We start from the raw sequence: 18,417 nt of genomic DNA on the forward strand, positions 1-18,417 counted from the left end.
ATCCATGATAGCTACCCCTAAACTCCCTAATTTATCCCCTCAAGAATATCTCGACTGGGAAGCACAACAACCCGTCAAACACGAATATATTAACGGCGAAATATACGCCATGACAGGGGGAACAATTTTTCATAACGATATCGCCATTAACATAACTAGCGCTTTAAAATCTCATTTGCGAGGTAAAGGGTGTAAAGTTCAAATGGTCGATGTAAAAGTAGGGATTTCCGAAAAAGGCCCCTTTTTTTATCCAGATGTGATGGTAACTTGTGATGAACGGGATAAAAAAGAACGCTTAATTGTTTATCATCCCTGTTTAATTATAGAAGTTTTATCCCCGAGTACGGAAGCCTTTGACCGAGGTGATCAATTTAAATTTTATCGTCAAATTGACACTTTACAAGAATATGTTCTCATTGATGCAGAAAAAATCAATGTAGAATGCTTTCGGCTCAATGACAAAGGCTTTTGGGAGCTTCACCCCTATCAAGAAAATGACGAAATTAACCTAAATAGTATTAACTTTTCCTGTCCTATATCTCTTATTTATGAAGACATAAACTTTTCCTAATTTTATAGATTCTCCCCCCTCTCCCCACACTCTCCCCACACATTCCCCAGGGCGCAAGCGGAGCGCCCCTACTTATCCAGAGGGGGACTTTGTGATCACAGCTAATGAAATGCGTTACCTGCATAAAAAGCATTCTAAAACAGTAAACGCTGACTAAATTGGTATGAAAAGTTACAGTTTAGTTGAAGAAATATTAAGACCATCAAGATCAGGTAATGCCAAAAGCAGATACTCCAATCACTGATCTCAAGCAGAATCATAATGACTGACTCAGTAAAAACCCTTTGTCCTTATTGTGGCGTAGGTTGCGGTTTAGAAGTCTCGCCACCAGCATCCGCCGGCCGTGCTACCCATCGAGATAGTCAAGGAAACCCCATTTGGAAAGTTACCGCCGATCGCGCTCACCCCTCCAGTAAAGGAATGGTGTGCGTTAAAGGAGCAACCGTCAGCGAAGCAGTGGATAAAGATCGCCTCAAATATCCGATGATGCGAGACTCTCTCGGCGAATCATTTCGTCAAGTCAGTTGGGATGAAGCACTTGATCGCATTGTCCATCGTATTAAAACTGTCATCGCTACTGACGGACCCGATGGTATTTGTATGTATGGATCGGGTCAATTTCAAACCGAAGATTATTATATTGCCCAAAAACTCCTCAAAGGCTGTTTAGGAACCAACAATTTTGATGCCAACTCCCGCCTCTGTATGTCCTCAGCAGTGGCCGGATATATACAAAGCTTTGGTTCTGATGGTCCGCCATGCTGCTATGATGACCTAGATTTAACCGATTGTGCCTTTTTAATTGGAACCAACGCGGCAGAATGCCATCCCATCGTCTTTAACCGCCTTCACAAACACCTCAAAAAAGACCGTAAAGCTAAATTAATTGTCGTCGATCCTCGTACCACCAAAACCGCCGAGGCGGCAGACCTCCACTTAGCCATTAAACCCGGCACAGATATAGACTTACTCAACGGTATAGCCCATCTATTAATGCGTTGGGGCAAAATTGACACTTACTTTATTGATGAATGTACCCAAGGTTTTGCTGAATATGCACAAATCATCCGCCATTATTCCCCCGAAATCGTCGCCCAAAGCTGTAATATCCCTATCGAAGACCTAGAACAAGCCGCCCGCTATTGGGCCGACTCAGAACGGGTGTTATCCTTATGGTCTATGGGGGTCAATCAGTCTTCTGAAGGAACGGCAAAAGTCCGCACCATTATTAATTTACATCTGATGACCGCTAATATCGGTAAACCCGGGGCCGGACCTTTTTCTTTAACCGGACAACCTAACGCTATGGGAGGACGAGAAGCCGGCGGCTTATCGCATATTCTCCCCGGATACCGTGTGGTGAAAAATCCCCAACATCGAGCCGAATTAGAGCAATTATGGGGACTCAAACCGGGGCAAATTTCGCCGGAACCGGGCCGGGATTGCTGGAGTATGATCACAGGATTAGAAACCGGAGAGGTAGGATTATTATGGATTGCCGCCACTAATCCGGCTGTGAGTATGCCCGATCTAGAACGCACGAAAGCCGCTCTGTTAAAATCTCCTTTAACAGTCTATCAAGACGCTTATTACCCCACAGAAACCGCAGCTTATGCCCATATTATCTTACCGGCGGCCCAGTGGAGTGAAAAAACGGGCACCATGACCAATTCTGAAAGAATGGTGACTCTGTGTCCTCAGTTTCGTCCTCGTCCAGGGGAAGCAAAAGCCGATTGGGAAATTTTTGCCGAAGTGGGACGACGTTTAGGGTTTACAGAACAGTTTCAGTTTGAAACCTCAGCAGATGTTCATCGAGAGTTTATTCAAGCAACCCGTAACCGTCCCTGTGATATGACGGGAATTAATTACGAAAGGCTACAACAAGAAGGCCCTTTACAGTGGCCTTGTCCAGAAGAAGAAAACCCAGTAATCGATCAAAAAGAAGAAAAACTTTTTACCTCTTTATTTAAAAATCCAGCAGAAAAACCCTCCGCCAAACGCCTTTATACAGATTGGAAATTTAATACCCCTGATACGAGAGCAAGGTTCGCTGCTTTTCATTCTAAAGGATTAGCAGAACCCCCTGATGAAGATTATCCTTTTGTGTTAACTGTGGGGAGATTATATGGCCATTGGCATACTCAAACCCGTACCGGACGCATTGAAAAAATTAAGAAAATGCACCCCAATCCTTTTATCGAAATTCATCCCCGTGATGCGGCTAATTTAAAAATAGAAGAAGGCGCATTAATTGAAGTGCGGTCCCGTCGAGGTGCGGCTCGTTTTCCAGCGATGATAACTAAAGCTATTACACCGGGAACTGTCTTTGTTCCTATGCACTGGGGCGCAATCTGGGCCGATAATGCCGAGGCAAATAATCTCACTCATCCGATCGCTTGTCCTATCTCTTTAGAACCCGAATTAAAAGCTTGTGCCGTGCAATTAATTCCTGTGGCTTTTTTATCAAAAGATTCTTCTGCTGGAGCTTATCAAAACTTTTTAAATTCAGAGTTAGCCTCTGCCACCCCATAAAGATAAGATAAGTAGGTGGGCACAAATAAATGAACACTCTTATTAACTCTTAAAAATGCCTCAATCCCAGAGGCTGTTGCCTGTTGCCTGTTGCCTCTTGTTTGTTCCCTCTCTCCGTTTTACGTTTAATGGCAGTGCGGAACTCGTTCCGCACCCCAGCCCACCTACTTAGTTGATTGGCTTTTAGGCTCAGAAAAGTAAATTTTTTTTAAGGTAAGAACTCTAATCTAATAGAGCATTTATAATTAGATGAAAAATTCTGACGAATTTAAAACTCACAAGATAATCAAAAAAGACTTGTTAGCCTAATTAACATCTTAATAAAGGAGTAAATTTATGATCAATATCAAGCATTTAATGACAACAACTTCGGGAGCGGTTTTAATTAGCACATTATTGGTTCCTAACCCATCTTTAGCGGTTAATATCAAGACTTGGAACTTAAAGTTTTTTGATGGAACTAATAAGCTAGTTGGAACAGGGGAATTTAGTTATAATCAAGATCAGAGATATTTTATCCAAACAAATATTTACTCGGAAGAGTGGTACTATGAAAACGGGTATTATGATCAACAAACAGGGGAAATACTACCCCCTCCACCTAAAGGTTTTAAAGTCAAGACCCTTCTAACAAATTTTGAGGCCACTATTAAATTGCGACCCTTGTTCTTTGATCCTCAAGGAGGAACTGATGTAGATTTCGTTGTAGACTCCTGGGGTTTAGACAATTTAGGGGTTCGCTGGTGGAAAGATCCCTCTGTTCCAGTATCGATGGGGAACCAGTATTATGATGATTATGATTATTATGACGAGGAGTATGTGGTAGAGTCCGGATGGGTTTTTGGTCAAACCAGACATGAAGGTTATCACTATTTTAGTATGTACTCTCCTGAAGTAGGATTTAATAAAGTTGTGCGGGGTTCTTGGAATGCAATAAATTATGGCGAACCTAATTATCAGGATAGCGGAACTTGGACAGCGACTCTTCAGGGAACACCTATGCCGGAACCTTTAACCTTATTGGGAACAAGCACAGCCATAGGATTTGGACTTCTTTTCAAAAAGAAGGTTTCTAAATAATGGTTGACTTCTCAGTAAATTCTTAAGTTCATCATACCTTATTTTTAAATGGCTACTTCTTTCTTTAATGGTTTAGTCTCAGAATTTTAAGCTAAATTTAAATATTATTTGATTATACGGCTAAATAAAGACCAATAAAGCAAGCTGACTAAGCTCTATAAAATTCAAATGAAAGATTTTTTTGACTTTGAAACAGATTTTGTTGATTCTCTGCGATGTATCCCCATGCAGGTAAGAATGAAACTCGACACCTGCGGCGTAAAACTGAAATTATCTCACTGGAGTCAGTTTAGCCAACCGGAACGTCAAGAACTGGTTAAACGGCCTTGTAGTACCCCCGAGGAAAGTCAACGCTATCGAGACTTTCTGCAAAACCTGATTACCCAAAAAACCGGCGCACCAGCAAAAGAGTTAGAAATTGATCCTCATCCCCCTTGGATAGATACTAAAGACATCCCTGAAACAGTACAAGAAAAAGCGGCTGAATTTGATGTTACTCTGACTCTCCAACAGTGGCAGCAATTAACGCCTTTACAACGATTTGCACTGATTAAACTAAGTCGTCCTTCTCATGAAAATCTCAACTTTTATCCGGCTTTAAAAGAGTTTCAATTAATTAGTCAATAGTCAGTAGTCAGGAGTTTTTATTCAAAAGTATACTATGGGCTAACAACTAACTAAATAGAATCTGGTTCAATACCCAATTCTCGCAGACGTTCAGCCATTGCTTGTAATCTTTGCTCCTGTTGCTCTCTAAGCAGTCTTTCTTGAACTAAAGCTAATTCGGCTTGTTCTGCTCGCTCCTTTTCTAATATAGCTCTTTCACGGCCAGTTAACAGTAAATTGCCCTGATTATCCCACCAGCGCAACCAAGTCTGACTTAAATTTTGGTAATTCCCTCGCCATAATCCTAATTCTATTTCTAAGGGAAAAATAGGATAATGTCCCCGTTCATTGGATTCTAAAAGTTGATAACCTCCATCAACAAAATGATAAACTTCTAATCTCTCATTTCTGATCTCATAAATTCCATAAAAGGGAATTCGCATAATTTGTTCATAAACCCAAAATTTACCAGGTCTAATATTTTCTCTTAAATTAGTGGCAGAAAGAGGCGTTTTATCTCGTTCTTCTTCCCCATCTCCACTGGCAAATTCTAAAGCAATTAAAGGAGTTCTATACTCTCGCCAAAGAACATAAGAACGGCGAATCTGTCCATCTAAAGTAGGAGGAACACCAGGAACAAAAAACCAATCGGGTGCTTCTGCGCCTTTTTCAGGAGGATCAGTTTCTCGCCAATAAATCCCACAATCTTGACCTATAGCATACTGTCCATCAGGGTATAATCGCTCTAAAACTGGGCCAAGAGAATCAGTTAAAATGATGCTTTGGGGATGTTCCTGAAAGTTTTTCACAAAAGTACCGTCAGATTCCGGAAGTTGGGTGTGGTCCGGAAATGGTGGCGGTAAATCAATACTCTTAGAAGATTGTATCATGCTCTATTTTCCCCAACATTTGAGTATATTTTGATGTTAACTTACTCAGTTTGAAAACCGGCAAATTAGCACAGCCGCTAATCTCGTAAAACATACCCAACACCCCGAATAGTTTGAATAAGCCGCTTCTCTCCATTCTCTTCGAGTTTTAAGCGTAAATAACGGACATAGACCTCAATAATATTAGAATCTCCCATGAAATCATAGCCCCATACCCGTTCTAAAATTTGGTCACGGGTGAGAACTTGGCGGGGATGAGACATTAAATATTCTAATAATTCAAACTCTTTAGCCGTCAATTCAATTAAACGGTTAGCGCGATAAACTTCTCGGGTACTGCGGTTAAGTCGTAAATCATTAAATAAAATTTCCTCGGGGTTTTCTTCTTGTGTACGTCGTAAATTAGCCCGAACTCTTGCCAGTAATTCCTCTAAACTAAAGGGTTTAACAATATAATCATCTGCGCCGGCATCTAAACCCGTCACGCGATCACTAATTTCATCTTTAGCCGTTAATAAAATAATCGGAACTTTATCCCCGGTTTGCCGCAGCCGCTTACAAATTTCTAACCCAGAAATTCCTGGTAACATCCAATCCAATAAAATTAAATCGGGATGAGATTCTCTAGCCGCCGTTAACCCGGCTAACCCATCTGGGGCAACAGTGACAGTATAACCCTCATATTTAAGCTCTAATTCAATAAATTGAGCGAGTTTAGCTTCATCTTCGACAACTAGGATATGAGCAGCCATAGAAATTCAAAAAAATTAATTTTAGTAAAACTTTTGGGTTTATTATTATGCTATTAAATTCAAATTTCTAATGACTAATGACTAATGACTAATGACTAATGACTATAATTAATGTTTAGGCATACGCAACGAAGAAGGACGAATCGGACCTAATAAACGATTCAGTGTCCGTAACTGTTCAGCCGTTCCCATACAGATGAGCAAATCTCCGGCCATTAAAATTGTATCGCCTGTAGGACCAGCAATCAGATGACCATCAGCGCGACGAATAGCCAAAACTAAAGCCCCCGTTTGTAACCTTAAACGAGCATCCCTCAGAGGTTGACCCACACAGGGACAAACATCCGGATCTAGTAAAAATTCCTCCATATAAAAGGCCCGGTCAGTTCCCGTGAGGATACCATCCACAAAATCCATCACTTGAGGCCTTAAGGCCGCCGCCGCTAATCGTCTTCCGCCAGTAATATAGGGAGAAACCACCGCATCAGCCCCCGCCCGTTGAAGCTTTTGTACTGCCTCTTCGGTACTTGCCCGGGCGATGGCTCGAATTTTCGGATTAAGGGTTTTAGCTGATAGCACCGTATAGAGATTTTCAGCATCTGAGGGAAGGGCAGAAACCAGACAAACCGCCTGCTCAATTTTAGCTTGAATTAATAACGCATCTAGGGTGGCATCCCCCTGAATCGCAATATAGCCTTTTTGTTTGGCCGCCTCTACTTGTTCAGATTGAAGTTCAATGACGATAAAAGGAATTTTCTCGGCTTCAAATTCTAAAGCCACGTGACGCGCCGTGCGTCCATAGCCACAGAGAATATAATGATCTGTTAACTTTTCAATCAAGCGTTTCTCCTGCCTTGTGCGTAGTCCATCTTGAAAATACCCTTGAATGATCGCCTCAGTTACCCGATTGACGATGTATCCAATTGTAATCACTCCTGTTAAAATTAAGCCCATTGTAAATAGGCGTGAGCGCTCATCAAGCGGCTGAATTTCTCCGAACCCCACTGTCGTCAGCGTGATCGTGGTCATATAAGCCGCGTCTAACCATGTCCACTGTTCGACAAATCGATACCAAAAAGTGCCGATGAGAAAAACTCCTACCACTAATAGGATACCGATGAGCAATTCCTGTTTTAAGCGTCTATATTTGTCCTCAAAGCTGTACAAAGTTATTATCCCCCCACCCCCAAGCAGTTTAAATCTTCAGTAAGATCAAAATATTGTTTAAAGCTGATCAAACAGAGGTGTCTCCTCTAATACTTATTACAATTGCCCATAGAGCATAAATTTACAGGAGCCAATTGTGAGTCCAGAAATTTTACTTGATAATCCTTCTGCACCTTCTACCTCCAGTGATATCGTAACCCATCCTTTTGATCAAGATCAGTTCGATACCTACGTCATGAATACCTATGCCCGCTTTCCCATCGCCATTGAGAAAGGACAGGGGTGTCGGGTGTGGGATACACAAGGAAGCGAGTATCTTGATTTTGTGGCGGGAATTGCCACTTGTACCCTAGGCTATTCCCATCCGGCTTTGGTTGAAACCGTCTCTCAACAAATTCAAAAATTACATCACGTTTCTAACCTTTTTTACATTCCTGAACAGGGTGAACTGGCTAAGTGGATAGTAGACCATTCCTGTGCCGATAAAGTGTTCTTCTGCAATTCTGGAGCAGAAGCTAATGAAGCCGCCATTAAATTAGTTCGTAAATATGCCCATACGGTTTTAGATTTTCTCGATCAACCTGTTATTTTAACCGCTAAAGCCAGTTTTCATGGTCGAACCCTGGCAACTATTACCGCTACTGGACAAGCCAAATATCAAAAAGATTTTGACCCTTTAGTACCAGGGTTTGAATATGTTCCCTACAACGATATTGATGCAGTTAAAAATGCGATCGCTGATATTGATGAAGGTAACCGCCGTGTAGCCGCCATTATGTTAGAACCTTTACAAGGGGAAGGTGGGGTGCGTCCTGGAGATATCGACTATTTCTTGCGTCTGCGAAAGATTTGCGATGAAAATAATATTCTCTTAGTCTTTGATGAAGTTCAAGTGGGTGTGGGACGTAGTGGCAAATTATGGGGTTATGAGAATTTAGGGGTTGAACCAGATATCTTTACCAGTGCCAAAGGACTTGCCGGCGGTATTCCCATTGGGGCGATGATGTGTAAAAAGTTCTGTGATGTTTTTCAACCCGGCACTCATGCTAGTACCTTTGGCGGCAACCCCTTTGCTTGTGCTGCGGCTTTGAGCGTCTTAAAAACCATTGAACAGGATAATATTCTCCAAAATGTGCAGGCCAGAGGAGAACAGTTACGCACTCGTTTAAGAGCAATTCAGCAAAAGTATCCTCACCTGTTTACTGATGTACGGGGTTGGGGTTTAATCAATGGAATGGAAATCAGTGAATCTACTGAATTGACATCTGCTGATTTGGTTAAAGCGGCTATGGCAGAAGGGCTATTATTAGCACCGGCAGGACCGAAAGTGTTGCGTTTTGTGCCTCCTTTGATTGTTTCTGAAGAAGAAATTGATCAAGCGGTGAGTAAGCTAGAGACAGCCATCGCTCAAACCGTTTAGCACAGGCTTACCCCCTAAAAATCTAGAGACGTTGCTGCCAACGTCTCTCATGGTAATGCGATGATTTAAGAAAAAGGAGGTAATTAACCCAGACTTTTAGCTTTTTACGGCCTTAACTAGCCGCCGTTTCTTGGACTTCTATGGGATAAACACTAATTTTTTGGCGAGTTCTGTTTTTGTATTCAAACTTGACTACGCCATCCACTAAAGCAAACAGGGTATCATCTGAACCCCGGCCAACATTATTCCCCGGATGAAACTTGGTACCCCGTTGACGAACCAAAATATTACCGGCTTTAACGGTTTGACCCCCATAACGCTTAACCCCTAGTCGTTTGGCGTTCGAGTCACGACCATTGCGGGTACTACCCGTTCCCTTCTTATGAGCCATAATTTTCTCCTAATCAATTTTCTTGATCTATTTTAGTTATTTATTCTGAGTCAGTTGCTTCTGTGCTACCCGCTTCACCACTAGCAACCGTTGCTGCCGCTTGAGTTTCCCCAGAGGTTAGGGTTTTGCCATTAACATTAATAGAATTAATCATCAAGCGGGTTATTTCTTGACGATGTCCCCGTTTTTTGCGGGTTTTCTTTTTCGGACGCATTTTATAGACGATGACTTTTCTTCCGCGAAGATGCCGTAGGATGGTTCCTTCTACAGTGGCTCCCTCTACAAAAGGTTGACCGACAATTACCTCGTCTTCGTCGCTGACTAATAATACTTTATCAATGCTGTAGTTGGTGTCTGGATCAGCATGGAGTAGTTCAATATCATAAAAGCGACCCGGTTCAACTCGTAATTGCTTACCGCCAGTTTCAATAATTGCGTAACTCATGGAATTGTCCTATCAAATTGCCGTACAGGTAGCTCAAATAGTTCTGTTTTTTTAGTCCGTCAGAAATTTCTCGTCATTCATCCTTGAAACTTCTTGCCTAAAACTCTAGACCTATTCATTCGCTTTTGAGATGTCTTAACCTGATCCGAGCAGGAATTAGACACACAATCTATTATTTTATTAGATCAAAGCAATTATTGTCAAGTCAAGACTCGTGAGAAAATCCCCCGACTTATCAGGGGAGGCTGTTAATTCTCATTAAAATCTATATAGGTGAAGCCGGTATTTTTGTCGGTGAGAGATTTTTTATATTTTTCATAAATTTCTATGCCGGGAAGGGGTTCAGAAAACGCTTTAGGCAATTTGTACTCTTTAGGGGTGTATTGCTGACGAAGGGCTTCGATCACTTGATAAGGTTTGTACCACAGACGCATAACATTCATTAACTCCTCAAACTTAACATAAGAGAGTTTATGTCTGTAACCTAAAGTAATATATTGAACCATACGGGCATAGGTATTAGGGTTATTTTGTTGATCAGTTAGCCCAATAATTTTTCCCAGTTTTTCAAAGACTTCATATTTATTGAGGACAAGAGAAACTAAAGTTTTGTGATTAGTGACATCTTCTTCTTTGAGGGTGCTGACCAGATCAGAGATAATTCTTAAGATAGAATAGTCTGCCAACTGATAAGCTTTGAATAGACACAGCAGTTTTAATCCCAATTCATGTTCAGCTAGGCGATCTAGTTCTTCAACGTAAGCTTGCATGGCATTACGGCCTTCTTCAGTTTTAATCTGAGGCAACAGTTCAGCTAATTTTTCTTGAACCCGAGGACGAAACTGGGTTTTATCCTCGTCACTGGTGAGTCGTGTTTGCACATAGTCATATAGTTCTTGCTGCTTAGAACTACGGTAACGAATTTCAATTTGGTCAATGGTGATATAACTATTCTTGGCTTCGATCGCTACCTGGAACAGTTCAATACTATCCTTTAAGCCAGCATATTCATCTAGTCCTACACGCAAAGCATATTTAATTTTTACATACAGTAAAAACTCGTAGTTAGTAAAGCGATCATTGTCAACGGCTAGGGCTGTTTTAGCAAAAACCCTCAGATCCATGAAATTGCCTTGATGGAGTGCCAGAACGCTCTCGGGAACAACTTGCTTACTAAATTTGGCAATTAAATAGTCTAAAAAACTGAAGTTCCCAAAAACACGACGATTCCACCAAGGAGTATCACTTGCTGTTCTATTTACTTGTGGTTTGATGGAATTATTATTTAGGTTAGTCATAGAAAATCTCCCTTAATTTAAAAGCTAGGTATAATTTCTGGCCTTGAGCATGAAACTTTAAGTAAAGCTTTCAGGAAACACCACCTTTTCGTGATCAGAACTTCTATCTTTTAACCCCTACTGCTATAGTCCTTATCAAGTCAAAGTTCTCTAGGTTTCATGCTTATAATTCCCCAAATGCTCAAAAAATTCACAGATCTGTGGATAAATTTTTTTCCCCCCGTTTATCCGTGAAAACCGAGATAATTAAAAAAATTTAAGCATGAGGTAACGAGATATGCCGCTACTGACTAACCATAGGGCTTATTTGTACAGTCTAGCTTTAAAAAAGCTTAAAAATACCAAATCTGTTCTATTTGCTTAACAGTTTGTAACAACTTTTCTTGAGCCGCTTGCACCGATTCTTCCCCCCAATTTTTGTTAGTCAGCACAGTAACATGACCTAATTTTCGTCCAGGACGAGATTCAGTTTTTCCGTACCAATGTAGATAAGTATGGGGAATTGAAGCGATCTGATCTCGTTTGGATTGATAATCTTGATGAGAATATTCATAGCCCAACAAATTTACCATTGCTGCCCCACTGCTTTTTAAGCCAATTGATCCCAAAGGTAAACCGGTGACTGCCTGCAACTGGATAGCAAACTGAGAGGTCAAACAAGCATCTAGAGTATAATGTCCTGAATTATGGGTACGGGGTGCGATTTCATTGACTAAAATTTTCCCCTCTTGAGTGAGAAATAATTCTAGCCCCAATACCCCCACTATCTCCAATTGTTCTAAAATTTGCCTTGTCATCTGCTCAATTTCTCTACTGATCTCAGGCTCAATGAGTGCCGGAACCATTACCCGACGACACACGGCCTCAACTTGGATCGTTTCTACCACCGGATAAATTTTGACCTCTCCGTTGAGGCTACGAGCCGCTATAACCGCTAATTCTTTTTGATAGGGAATATAGTCTTCTACCATCAAAAGCGGCTTAGGGTCTCGATTACAGAGGGTTTCTAGCCCTAATGGATTATGGACAATAAAGGTTCCGTAACCATCGTAACCATGACGACGGGCTTTAGCCACCAAGGGAAAAACAAATCCGTTAGCGGTTATCACCTCCACAGGAGAAGTCGCACCCGGCTCAAGTGCCAGGAAATGCGGCATAGGTAGCCCAATTTGTTGAAGATAGCAACGCTGATGGTATTTATCGAGTAGAGGAGATAAGGCTTTTAAAGACGGAGAAAATCTAACCGTAGCTTCTAAGGGTTGAAGGGCTGCTAGATTAATAAATTCATTTTCAAAAGTAATCACATCACAACGGGTTGCCAGTTCTGCCGTTGCGGTGGCATCATCAATAGCGGCTAAAATCACATCAGTGGCGAGACTCACGGCTGGATCATCGGGGTGAGGGGTTTGAACGATCAGTTCTATTCCCAAAGCTTGCGCTTCACCTGCCATCATCCAGGCTAATTGTCCTCCACCGATCACACCAACTCGTTTACTCGCCATATAGTTTAATCACATCCTAAAGGATTAGCTTGACCAGAAAATTCAAGGAGTGTAAGCTTTAAATAGTAACCCTTTTACTATTTGGCTACTAGCAAGTTACTAGAGTCTAGTAAAAGGGTCAGCACATTGAAAAATCAATAGTTACAGCTACTATGGTACAGCAAAAATTGACATGGGCTTACCCCGACGTTCGGCTAGGAACCGACAAGGGAAACTTACGGCTACAGTTCTCTACTCGGGTATCTGAGAGGTACTTTGGGAAGAGACAAGTCTATAAGGGTTTACGCCGACCCAATACGCCAAATAACTACCAATGGGCAGTGGCTCTATGTGGCAGAATCCAAAGCGACTTAGACCATCCTGACAACCTCTTTGACCCTACCCTGGAAAAGTATCTAGGTGGAACAGTTATTAACTTTCCTAAGCAAAAAGAAGAACCTAAGCTAGGAGCTAGTTTTTCTAGCTTACGCTGAGAGGCTTTATAAGCTAGGGAAAATAATAGAAAGCACCTATCGGTCAAAGTACCTTATAAATAAACTAGGACTCATTAAGCCTTGGCTAGATGAACCAATTACCCGAGAATTAGCTGAGACAATTCTCTCTGAATTCAATAAGTCAACCAAGAACAAGAAAAACAAAATTGATTGCTTCTCTGTTCTAGTTAAACTTAGTGACTGGCTTATCGAAAAAGAGGAGTTAACCAAAAACCCTTTTAAGGGTTTAGAGGAGTCAATCAAACCCTCCAAAAGGTCTAAGACCAATGAGGAAGGAGACAGCTTAGGAGAGAATGATTATCGCTCTTTTACTGTTGAAGAAAGAGACTTAATCATTGAGTCTTTTTACAAGAGTAAGAGAATTGCTTGCAAGCAAATTGCTCCTTTAATTGAGTTTCTTTTCTTAACTGGCTGCCGTCCTTGTGAGGTCTATCCTATCACTTGGAATGACATTAAGTGGGATAAAAGAGTGATAGTTTTCTCTAAGTCCTATGAATCACGGTCGAAGGCATTAAGCAAGGGTAGAACCAAAAACGGAACTATCAGAACTTTCCCTTTTTATCCCAGACTTGAGCAACTACTACTAAGGCTTAGAGATGAGAGATTTAAAGGCGATAATAACGCTCTTGTTTTCAGTAAGAGCGACGGGAGACAGTTTTCTCGTAATGATATCGCTTTCTCTTGGCAAGGATACTCAAAAGCAAATGGAAAGCGTTTCATGGATTACCCTGGCATTGTGACTCAGTTAGCCAAGGAAGGGAAGATTACCCAATACTTGAAACCCTACTCTACTAGACACACTTTCATTAGCCTACAGGTGCTTGGGGCACTAAATAACCCCAACGATAAAACTAACTTTGTAGGGCAAATAAAGTACATCGCTGACCTTGTAGGTAATAGTGTGGAAACTATCCAGAAACACTACCTAGATAAGCCTAGAAACGCTGAACTATTAGATATATAATAGAACTAATAATATAGTGTTTTCTTAACAGAAACCCCCTAATCTGATGACGGATTAGGGGGTTTTTTTGTTGATTATTTTTTTCTCAAGGAGTGCTGAAAAATGGTTATCTGTGAGTCTTCTAGGAAACAGGGGTATTTAACGCGATATTGCCCAAGAACTTACTGCATAAGCGCGTGGCTCCTAAAACTTCATTGATATTGGCAGTGTACTAAAAGATAGTACACTCTGTCAAGACCCTAGAAATTATTTAATAAAATGTTAAAAAAAAATCATTGCTGTTATGTATCGATATCTGACCTCCCTCAACAGCAATGATAACCTCGCAAGGTTGACTATGGTTCTATTATAGTACCAACAAAACACCCTTAAAGACCTTAGCTTAAGAACATTTTATTGGCTTTAAAAACAGGCTATAGTCATTTACCTTTTAAGGTCTTAAGCAAAGGTTTAATTAGAGAACTTTCATTACTGATTGAGGGTTAATGCGTTCGCCATTCTTGATAATCTCAAAGTGTAGATGTGGCCCATAGGAATGACCCGTATTACCAGACCTCCCTATCATCTCCCCTCGTTTAACTTGTTGTCCAACTTTTACAGACACCCATGAAAGATGAGCGTAGCGGCTACTCATCTCCGGTGAGTGTTCAATCATGACGTGGTTACCCCATCCACCACCACAGTTATAATCGCCTACACGGCATAATTCAACAGATTCCCTCACTACGCCGCTTGCTATGGCATAGACATAGGTTCCCTGTGGGCAGGCTATATCGACTCCTTTGTGAAAACTGTTCCCCCTTTGCCCATAAGGTGAACTTATCCATCCCTCCCCTTTTGTTGGGGTAAAAAGACCTTTCTTAATAGTCTTATTTAGCTCTATCAAAGTGACAGCAGTCATTCTGCCTAGCTTAGTAGGAAATTCTAGGAAGTGTTCTTTTTTAAATCTGGCAAAAACTTTTTTAGTCTCCTCCCCGACAATCCCATCAACTATGCAGCCATAGCCACAGCAATTGAGATGTATTTGAATGCTCTTAATAAGTTCAATATCTTTGATTTCATCAATTTCTATTTCTCTAAGTGTTGGGGTTAATAATGTCCAGTCTTTAACGTAAAGCTCTAGGTTCATAATTATTTAATTTGACAGAATGTTTTGTAACATCATTAGTATATTATGATAAAGGTAGAATAGTAATTATGTACTTATTTAAAATGCTTATGAATTCACCATCGGAAACTACGAGTAACTTTTCACAAGGACAGCCTAGACCTAGAAGGTTTTCTGACACCTATATACCTGTTACCCTAGGCGCGACAAGCACTACATTAGTAGGACTTATGTTTTTAATGCAGTCAACTTTTACCCAGTATCAAGTCAATTCAGAGGCAAGAATGACAAAGCTTGAGACTAAAATTGAACTTTTAATTGAAGCCGTTCAGCAATTGCAAGGACATGAGGAAAGAGACTGGAAACGCTAAAGCAAATAGTCTTTTGTGAGGAGGGTTTTTTAAAATTAAAGCCTAAAGAAAGCCCTTCTCTAAGATGTACTTAACCCGCTTAAATCAAAATATTATTTAAGTAGTACAATCAAGTAAATATAACCAGTTTATTTGCATGAGGTTTAAATTATGACAGCCATCGTTATTGCTAACAACATCCCGTCTAATATAGCTACCCTAGAAAGCTTAATAGCTCATAATTTGTTGGCTTTAAAAGAAACAATAGGTGGACTAACTTTCAATTTAGATAATGGAGTTTATGCAGCACAGCCATATTGCACCTTCACTACTGGGGTAGCTTATAGCGGACAATCAATGATGCACTTTGACGTTTACTTGCCTTATGACCCCCAATTATGGGGTAATACGCTTAATAAAAAGTCTTGGCTCTATGTCAAAGAAATTTCTAGCAATGCTTACCCTTCTTCTTACAACAGCTAAAATCTATGGGCACATTTTGGGTTCCGAAAAAGACTTACTCATCTCCTCAACAACAACCCGCCATTGATGTACCTGCTGAAACTGTTTACGACGTTCCCAATAACTCGGGAGCGAGCGCAAATACATCAAGTGGTAGCTATTCTAGCGGCGGCTACTATGAGCATAACGGTGCAAAGTGGCCCAAGAATCCGCCGAATGAATGGAAGTGGGCAGAACCCGCACCACCAAACGCTCCAAAACTCCCTGGCGGAGAAAAAGCTTGGTGGAATAACCCTAAACCCTATGAAGGGCGCAACCCATACCAAAAACCAAATAAGTACCTTGAACCCGCCAAGGGAAATCCTTTTGAACCTGCCCCGACGGGAGGCGGTGGTGCTGGTGCAGGGGCAGTTGGTGCAGGGGCAGGAGCAGCAGCAGAGGCAGCAGGAGCAAGCGCGGCAGCAATCAGCGCGGCAGCAGCAGCAGCTACTTTTGCGGCGGCAAGTATCGCTCCTCTGCCCTGGCTTCCCCCGCTTACTAGCGATGACAAGGAAAAAGCGGCTATCGCCAACGCCAAGGCGGCACAGCAGGCTAAAAATAGCGGAGTGGCTCACCTAGAGCCAGCTAAAACGTATCCCACAATGGGTGTCCCTCCTACAGCAGGGATGAGAGAGGGTGTACAGTATGTTGTTACCTTTGAGCATGGCGGACTAGACCACCCATCGGGCAATGTTCTTTATACTCAAACAAATTCTGCTGTCCTGCCCGGACCCATTAAAGGAGAGGGAACTCTTGACCCTAGTAACTCTGATGCTCACTATGGGATTTTGTATGGTGACAACCAACTTAAGGGGTATTACCTTAATTACCAATTAGGGATTGCCTACTATAAAAAGACCATATTTTTTAAAATCACTAGCATCACTAGAGCCGATGGTCAACCTGATACTGACCCCAACAGCCAACCCATTATCTACAACTACACCACCAATAACACCTATAACACCACTTACGTAACGAACAATGCTACCAATTACGCTAACGATTCCCCGGGTAAACCATCCCCATCTAGCAGTCAGGCATTAAAGCCGCAATCTAAGCCTTTAACTAGCACAAACTCTCAAACGACTGGGTTACCTGAAACGGCTACACCGCCGCAACCCTGGACTATTCCATCTTGGCATCCAGGGAACACTGACAACCCCTTTCAGCAGCCCCAAGACACCCCAGAGCCTCAAAGGCTTCCATCGGTTCAACCGTCAAAGTTCCCAGGTCAAAGCTTTCCCACTGCACAACCAACAACAGAAACCAAGGATAAGCCTAAAAAGTTTGAGGGATTGCCTCAAGGGTTCGTCCCCCTTGTGCCCAAACCAGAGCTTCAAAACCAAACGGAACAGAAAACTGGTACACCGGAGCAGAAGCCAACAAGTGATACTGATACCAAATACGAGAACCCGTCGGAGTACACCCCAAGTCAACAAATGGGGCAATGTTGCGGCTCACTCAGCACTCAAAACGCTAACAACAGCAAAAAAATTGATGATGTAGATAGTAAGTTAGCTAAAACTAATACTTTGCTTAGTGGGCTTGACTTTAGTGGGATAGCCGAAATTAGAGCAAAGCTTGAGGCTATGGATGCCTGGCAGAAGGCTAAACAGGTGCTTTTATGGAAGTATCTCCTATTCATGAGAGTTATAGCTATTCTCACTTTTGCCGCCACCGTCCATAACGCCTTGATGCTCACTCGGTCTATAGGAGATAGTCTGGTTTATGCCCTTAATAATGTCCTTACTTTGTTTGGCATCAAGGATGCTGATGAAGTAGAGAAAGGCATTAGCGAAGCTATCGGCAAAACCATAGAAGCAACCGTCAAGACAATTATTGGCGAGGCAAACTACGCCTCTATGAGCGCAGGTTGGAAAAAACTCTCAACTATCTACAATAGTGCTACTAGGGTTGTTCAACTGCTAGGTGATAGCCTCTATGGAATAGCGGAAGGAATAGAGATTGTCGCCAAGTACACGGGTAAACTTGGAAATGCCCTAGAGAGGTCTGGGACTATCATAGAAGGCATCGCAGGACGTTTCTCGGAGTTATTTACCTTCAAAATTGGTAGGCTAGGGGCTATATCTCGGGTTCTAGAGAAGGGACAAGAAATGGCATCAGACTTAGAACAAATCACCTCTGAGGCTGTACAAGTTGCCGAGAATTGTAATGAAATTAAAAAAGAGATTAACACCATTAAAGGTCAAATAGACACCGATGAAAAGGCAAAAGAAACCGAAAAGAATGCTGCTAAAACGGCATCACAAGGAACTAACATTACTCAAGCTAATTTGGTAAAACCTGCCCCGACTGAGTAGTATAATAATGGTGTATTGAACT

The 18,417-nt window shown here is 41.6% G+C and carries 18 protein-coding genes; 10 read left to right on the forward strand and 8 right to left on the reverse strand.

The window, feature by feature from the left end; translation table 11 throughout:
• Positions 1-4: 4 nt before the first annotated feature.
• The 4 genes from CYAN7822_RS06300 (at position 5) to CYAN7822_RS06315 (ending at position 4,810) form a co-directional block, all read left to right on the forward strand.
• On the forward strand, positions 5-571 hold the full coding sequence (locus CYAN7822_RS06300; protein WP_013321404.1) for a Uma2 family endonuclease: 567 nt from the start codon (positions 5-7) through the stop codon (positions 569-571).
• Between the two features lie 261 nt (positions 572-832).
• Positions 833-3,103, forward strand: coding sequence for a molybdopterin oxidoreductase family protein (locus CYAN7822_RS06305; RefSeq protein ID WP_013321405.1), 2,271 nt, complete (start codon positions 833-835; stop codon positions 3,101-3,103).
• 336 nt (positions 3,104-3,439) lie between these two features.
• Positions 3,440-4,183 (forward strand): PEP-CTERM sorting domain-containing protein, encoded by a 744-nt coding sequence (locus tag CYAN7822_RS06310; RefSeq protein WP_013321406.1) that lies wholly within the window; start codon positions 3,440-3,442, stop codon positions 4,181-4,183.
• A gap of 168 nt (positions 4,184-4,351) precedes the next feature.
• Positions 4,352-4,810: a nitrate reductase associated protein gene (locus CYAN7822_RS06315; protein ID WP_013321407.1), complete on the forward strand. Its 459-nt coding sequence runs from the start codon at positions 4,352-4,354 to the stop codon at positions 4,808-4,810.
• Positions 4,811-4,860: 50 nt separating this feature from the next.
• Here the strand turns inward: CYAN7822_RS06315 and CYAN7822_RS06320 are convergent, their stop codons facing one another.
• From CYAN7822_RS06320 to CYAN7822_RS06330, 3 genes are all read right to left on the reverse strand, one after another.
• A complete protein-coding gene (locus CYAN7822_RS06320; RefSeq protein ID WP_013321408.1) occupies positions 4,861-5,679 on the reverse strand; it encodes a Uma2 family endonuclease in 819 nt (272 codons plus the stop codon).
• Between the two features lie 77 nt (positions 5,680-5,756).
• On the reverse strand, positions 5,757-6,431 hold the full coding sequence (locus tag CYAN7822_RS06325) for a response regulator transcription factor (RefSeq protein WP_013321409.1): 675 nt from the start codon (positions 6,429-6,431) through the stop codon (positions 5,757-5,759).
• Between the two features lie 108 nt (positions 6,432-6,539).
• Positions 6,540-7,604 (reverse strand): potassium channel family protein, encoded by a 1,065-nt coding sequence (locus tag CYAN7822_RS06330; RefSeq protein WP_041933154.1) that lies wholly within the window; start codon positions 7,602-7,604, stop codon positions 6,540-6,542.
• Between the two features lie 130 nt (positions 7,605-7,734).
• On the opposite strand from CYAN7822_RS06330, the gene CYAN7822_RS06335 reads away from it, so the two are divergent.
• Complete coding sequence (locus CYAN7822_RS06335) at positions 7,735-9,018, forward strand: aspartate aminotransferase family protein (protein WP_013321411.1); 1,284 nt, start codon at positions 7,735-7,737, stop codon at positions 9,016-9,018.
• A gap of 112 nt (positions 9,019-9,130) precedes the next feature.
• On the opposite strand, the gene rpmA is transcribed toward CYAN7822_RS06335, so the two are convergent.
• The 4 genes from rpmA to CYAN7822_RS06355 all read right to left on the reverse strand — a co-directional run bounded on the left by rpmA (position 9,131) and on the right by CYAN7822_RS06355 (position 12,654).
• Positions 9,131-9,409, reverse strand: a complete 279-nt coding sequence (gene rpmA / locus CYAN7822_RS06340) for a 50S ribosomal protein L27 (RefSeq protein WP_013321412.1) — start codon at positions 9,407-9,409, stop codon at positions 9,131-9,133.
• 40 nt (positions 9,410-9,449) lie between these two features.
• Positions 9,450-9,854, reverse strand: a complete 405-nt coding sequence (rplU, locus tag CYAN7822_RS06345; protein WP_013321413.1) for a 50S ribosomal protein L21 — start codon at positions 9,852-9,854, stop codon at positions 9,450-9,452.
• A gap of 248 nt (positions 9,855-10,102) precedes the next feature.
• Positions 10,103-11,152, reverse strand: coding sequence for a hypothetical protein (locus CYAN7822_RS06350; RefSeq protein ID WP_013321414.1), 1,050 nt, complete (start codon positions 11,150-11,152; stop codon positions 10,103-10,105).
• A gap of 332 nt (positions 11,153-11,484) precedes the next feature.
• On the reverse strand, positions 11,485-12,654 hold the full coding sequence (locus tag CYAN7822_RS06355; protein WP_013321415.1) for a 5-(carboxyamino)imidazole ribonucleotide synthase: 1,170 nt from the start codon (positions 12,652-12,654) through the stop codon (positions 11,485-11,487).
• A 152-nt stretch (positions 12,655-12,806) separates the two neighbouring features.
• Between CYAN7822_RS06355 and CYAN7822_RS06360 the strand changes: the two genes are divergently transcribed.
• Positions 12,807-13,127 (forward strand): hypothetical protein, encoded by a 321-nt coding sequence (locus CYAN7822_RS06360; RefSeq protein WP_041933155.1) that lies wholly within the window; start codon positions 12,807-12,809, stop codon positions 13,125-13,127.
• Positions 13,128-13,536: 409 nt separating this feature from the next.
• Positions 13,537-14,112 (forward strand): tyrosine-type recombinase/integrase, encoded by a 576-nt coding sequence (locus CYAN7822_RS39360; RefSeq protein WP_280990124.1) that lies wholly within the window; start codon positions 13,537-13,539, stop codon positions 14,110-14,112.
• Between the two features lie 454 nt (positions 14,113-14,566).
• On the opposite strand, the gene CYAN7822_RS34460 is transcribed toward CYAN7822_RS39360, so the two are convergent.
• Positions 14,567-15,241 (reverse strand): M23 family metallopeptidase, encoded by a 675-nt coding sequence (locus tag CYAN7822_RS34460; protein WP_013321416.1) that lies wholly within the window; start codon positions 15,239-15,241, stop codon positions 14,567-14,569.
• Between the two features lie 89 nt (positions 15,242-15,330).
• Between CYAN7822_RS34460 and CYAN7822_RS06375 the strand changes: the two genes are divergently transcribed.
• The 3 genes from CYAN7822_RS06375 to CYAN7822_RS06385 all read left to right on the forward strand — a co-directional run bounded on the left by CYAN7822_RS06375 (position 15,331) and on the right by CYAN7822_RS06385 (position 18,395).
• Positions 15,331-15,591: a hypothetical protein gene (locus tag CYAN7822_RS06375; RefSeq protein ID WP_157871789.1), complete on the forward strand. Its 261-nt coding sequence runs from the start codon at positions 15,331-15,333 to the stop codon at positions 15,589-15,591.
• Positions 15,592-15,741: 150 nt separating this feature from the next.
• On the forward strand, positions 15,742-16,053 hold the full coding sequence (locus CYAN7822_RS06380; protein ID WP_013321418.1) for a hypothetical protein: 312 nt from the start codon (positions 15,742-15,744) through the stop codon (positions 16,051-16,053).
• A gap of 5 nt (positions 16,054-16,058) precedes the next feature.
• On the forward strand, positions 16,059-18,395 hold the full coding sequence (locus tag CYAN7822_RS06385) for a methyl-accepting chemotaxis protein (RefSeq protein ID WP_013321419.1): 2,337 nt from the start codon (positions 16,059-16,061) through the stop codon (positions 18,393-18,395).
• Positions 18,396-18,417 lie beyond the last annotated feature (22 nt).

Origin of the sequence: Gloeothece verrucosa PCC 7822, from assembly GCF_000147335.1 — a bacterium.
Classification (GTDB): Bacteria; Cyanobacteriota; Cyanobacteriia; order Cyanobacteriales; family Microcystaceae; genus Gloeothece; species Gloeothece verrucosa.